This is a genomic window from Halomonas sp. 3D7M (assembly GCF_014897885.1).
Lineage (GTDB): Bacteria > Pseudomonadota > Gammaproteobacteria > Pseudomonadales > Halomonadaceae > Vreelandella.
The window spans coordinates 1-3,930 of the sequence record NZ_JABUZF010000156.1 but is presented as its reverse complement, the minus strand read 5'-3'; the positions used below and the strand labels follow the sequence as shown (position 1 = coordinate 3,930).

Below are 3,930 nucleotides of genomic sequence, written 5' to 3'. Positions count from 1 at the left end.
GCGTTCGGCAGCCGCGGTCAAGCGGCCTTCGTCTGCAACAGAGATAAACAGCTTGAGCGTAAAAAAATCAAAGCGGCGCAACTCGGCAAACTCCTGAAAAGTAACCTGACTATGCTAGCGCATACCTTCGCCAGTCACGAAACCTTTGTTACCCATTGCCTAATTGTCGCGCCTAAGCGGCTCACGCATGCTGGTAGGCAACAATATTAACGACACGACCAGGAGAGCCTTAATGCATGCTCCCGAAGCGCGCCAGCTTCCCTTAGAAGGCCTGAAAGTCCTTGAACTTGGGCAGCTCATTGCAGGCCCATTTGCGACCAAGCTGTTGGGCGAATTTGGTGCCGATGTGATTAAAATTGAGCCACCTGGCACCGGCGACCCCCTTCGCAAATGGCGAATGCTTGAGGAAGGCACCTCGCTTTGGTGGCACGTACAGAGCCGTAACAAACGCTCGGTGGCGCTGGACTTGCGCAGTGAAGAGGGCCAAGCGCTGGTGCGCGAACTCGCTACCGAGGCTGATGTGGTGGTGGAAAACTTCCGCCCTGGCACATTAGATAACTGGGGGCTGGGCTGGCAAGCGCTCTCAAAACTCAACCCACGATTAATCATGGTGCATATTTCCGGCTACGGACAAACGGGGCCTTACCGCGACAAGCCCGGCTTTGGTGTGGTGGGTGAAGCCATGGGCGGGCTGCGTTATCTCACCGGTCAGCCGGGAGAGCCTTCCGTCAGGGTAGGTGTGAGCATTGGTGATTCGCTGTCCGCGCTATACGCTGTCATTGGCACCTTGCTGGCACTGCAAGAGCGCAACCGCAGCGGCCTGGGACAAGAGATCGACGTGGCGCTGTATGAGTCAGTATTTGCCATGATGGAGAGCCTACTGCCGGAATTCGATGCCAGCGGCCAGGTGCGCGAACCTAGCGGCAGCGCCCTCCCCGGCATTACGCCTTCTAACGCTTACCGCTGCCAAGGAGGCGATTACGTACTGATTGCCGGTAACGGCGACAGCATTTTCAAACGCTTGATGGGCGTGATTGGCCGTGATGATCTGGCCAACGACCCCGCGCTAGCCCACAACGATGGCCGCAGTCAGCAGGCTGAAATGATCGACGCAGCGATTCAAGCGTGGTCTGAAGAGCGCCCAAGAGAGGCGATTCTTAAAGCGCTGGATGAGGCGCGTGTGCCAGCAGGCTATCCGTACACCGCCGAAGATATTGCCTTTGACCCCCATTACTTGGCGCGGGAAATGATTCAAACCTTCACCCGCCCCAACGGCAAACCATTAAAAGTACCCGGTGTACTGCCCAAACTTAGCGCTACCCCAGGGCGGATCGGAGATGGCGGCCCGGCGCTTGGCCAGCATACCGATGACGTGCTGGATGAACTGGGTATTGACCAGGAAACCCGCGCCAAACTGCGTCAAGCGGGCATTATTTAAGGAGAGCGCTATGCACAAGTCCACGAGTCAACCCATGCCCTGTCCGACAAGAATAGAAATTAATGAAGTCGCCCCGCGTGACGGCCTGCAGATTGAAGCGCGCTTTGTCCCCACAGACGATAAGATCCGCTGGATCGACGCACTCTCCACCACCGGCCTGCGGCGCATCGAGGCCACCTCGTTTACGTCACCCAAAGCGATTCCTAACCTGCGCGATGCTGCGGATGTTGTCACTGGTATTCAGCGCCGGGCAGGCGTCGATATCAGCGTCTTAGTGCCTAACCTTAAGGGCACAGAGCGTGCGCTTGCCTGCCAGGTGGATGAAATTAATTTGGTGATGTCGGCAAGCGATAGCCATGGCCTGGCAAACCTTCGCATGACGCCAGAGCAGTCGCTTGAGCAATTTGCCGCGATTGTGGAGGCCTGCCAAGGCAGCGGCGTGTTTATCAACGCCTCGCTTTCGACCACCTTTGGCTGCCCATTTGAAGGCGAGGTGCCTGAAACGCGGGTGCTTACGCTGGTGGAACAACTGATCGCGCTGGGCATTCAAGGCGTTACGCTATGCGACACCACGGGCATGGCCAACCCAGCCCAGGTGAGGCGCCTGTGTGACGCTGTGCTTGAGCGCTGGCCGGAAACGCCGTTCACGCTGCACTTTCACAACACGCGCGGCATGGGCTTAGCCAACGCGCTGGCGGCGTGGCAGGCGGGCATTAGCCGCTTTGATGCGTCGTTAGGTGGGCTGGGGGGCTGCCCCTTTGCCCCAGGCGCTAGCGGTAATGTATGCACCGAAGACTTAGTGCATATGTTTGCAGCGATGGGGGTCGATACGGGCGTCGATCTAGATGCGCTGCTTGACGTTGCCGCCAGCCTACCGACACTTATCGGCCACGATGTGCCCGGACAAGTGGTAAAAGCCGGGAAGTCATCCCGGCGTTATGCTATGCCCGACCGTTAGTCTTACGCCGGCCCAATCACATGCTTCACTTCCAGGTAGGCACTTAGCCCCCAGGGGCCAAGTTCACGCCCAATGCCGCTACGCTTGAAGCCGCCCCAGGCGGTTTCAGGCAACACCAGCTGCTCGCTGTTGTACCAAATGCTACCGGCTTTTAGCTGGCGACCAATGCGCTTTGCCCGCTCAGGATCACCGCTAATCACCGTCGCAGCTAATCCATAAGCGCTATCGTTGGCGAGTTTAATCGCCTCTTCTTCTCTGGTAACGCTGCGTGCGCAGAGCACTGGGCCGAAAATCTCCTCTTGCCACAAGCGGCTTTCCAGCGGCACATCACGGTAAAGCGTCGGCGCTAAAAAGTAGCCCTGCGTGGGTAACGTGCGATGGGTAATATCGCGCACTGCCGTTAGGCCTTCTTGCGCTGCTAAGTCTAAATAGCGTTGTACCGCATCGCGCTGCTTAGCGCTGGTCAACGGCCCTAAGTCGGTACCTTCGGCGAGTGGGTCGCCCAGGGTTAGCGCATCCATCCGCTCAGCTAGGGCGGTATAGAGTGCTTCAGCTACGTTTTCATGTACCAGTAAACGCGAAGTCGCTGAACAGATTTGCCCGGCATTAAAGTAGATACCCGCCATTACCCAGTCGGCGGCTTGGGCTGGGTCGGCGTCTTCCATTACCAGAATCGGCGATTTTCCACCTAGCTCTAGGGAGACACTGGCAGTGCGAACGGCAGCAGCTTGCATAACGGCTTCGCCGACTCGGTTACTGCCCGTAAAAGAGATTTTATCCACACCTGGGTGATTGGTTAGCGGTGCGCCAATGCCCTCGCCATCGCCGTTAAGCAGGTTCAGCACACCGGCTGGCAGACCAATTTCCAGGGCAATTTCTGCCAGTACCAACTCGGGGAGCGGCGTTACCTCTGACGGCTTGAGCACTGCGGTACAACCGGCTGCCAACGCGGGCGCCAGCTTCCAGGCGCTTGTCACCAGCGGGAAGTTCCAGGGAGCAATCAACCCCACGACGCCCACAGGGTCATGATACGTACGCGCCTCAACGCCTTCCATTTCCACACTGACCAGTTCGCCCTGGCGAGCATCTAACACCCTGGCCTGCTTGGCGTAATAGCGATAACAGGCAATCGCGTCGTCCAGGTCAATGCCTGCTTCTGCAAGCGGTTTACCGTTATTAGTGGCTGACAGAGTGATTAGCGCTTCTCGGCGGGTCTCCAACGCATCGGCAAAGCTATCTAGGTACTTTGCTCGCGCAGCGCCACCCAGCGCTTGCCAAGCAGGTTGTGCTTGCTGAGCGGCTTTAACGGCAGCGTCGACATCTGCCGCGTCCCCCTCGACATCTGCCGCGTCCCCCGCCGTGACCTGGGCAATACGCGCTTCGCGATAAGGATTCATCACATCGAGCATGCGCGTGCCTGCTGAGGCAACCCATTGGTTGTTGATGAACTGCTGATTGATAACTTGCTGGTTGAGTAACGGCATCTACGTATCCTGGTCGGAAATTCGGCACGCACGCTGCCAAGCAGCCGCGT

At 58.0% G+C, this 3,930-nt stretch carries 4 protein-coding genes; 3 read left to right on the top strand and 1 reads right to left on the bottom strand.

Annotation, left to right across the window (positions count from 1 at the left end; all coding sequences use genetic code 11):
- The 3 genes from INT22_RS21770 to INT22_RS07505 all read left to right on the top strand — a co-directional run.
- Positions 1-210: hypothetical protein (locus INT22_RS21770; RefSeq protein ID WP_264298816.1), on the top strand; the 210-nt coding region annotated here is incomplete at its 5' end.
- 22 nt (positions 211-232) lie between these two features.
- On the top strand, positions 233-1,438 hold the full coding sequence (locus INT22_RS07510; RefSeq protein WP_193060096.1) for a CaiB/BaiF CoA transferase family protein: 1,206 nt from the start codon (positions 233-235) through the stop codon (positions 1,436-1,438).
- A 10-nt stretch (positions 1,439-1,448) separates the two neighbouring features.
- Positions 1,449-2,396 carry a hydroxymethylglutaryl-CoA lyase gene (locus tag INT22_RS07505; protein WP_226912494.1) on the top strand — a complete coding sequence of 316 codons (948 nt, stop codon included), beginning with the start codon at positions 1,449-1,451 and terminating at the stop codon, positions 2,394-2,396.
- Between the two features lie 2 nt (positions 2,397-2,398).
- Here the strand turns inward: INT22_RS07505 and INT22_RS07500 are convergent, their stop codons facing one another.
- Complete coding sequence (locus INT22_RS07500) at positions 2,399-3,880, bottom strand: aldehyde dehydrogenase family protein (protein WP_193067980.1); 1,482 nt, start codon at positions 3,878-3,880, stop codon at positions 2,399-2,401.
- Positions 3,881-3,930 lie beyond the last annotated feature (50 nt).

Excerpts from the sequence above, each read along its gene's own strand:
- INT22_RS07510 (WP_193060096.1), top strand. The coding sequence starts at position 233 with ATGCATGCTCCCGAAGCGCGCCAGCTTCCCTTAGAAGGCCTGAAAGTC.
- INT22_RS07505 (WP_226912494.1), top strand. The coding sequence starts at position 1,449 with ATGCACAAGTCCACGAGTCAACCCATGCCCTGTCCGACAAGAATAGAA.
- INT22_RS07500 (WP_193067980.1), bottom strand. The coding sequence starts at position 3,880 with ATGCCGTTACTCAACCAGCAAGTTATCAATCAGCAGTTCATCAACAAC.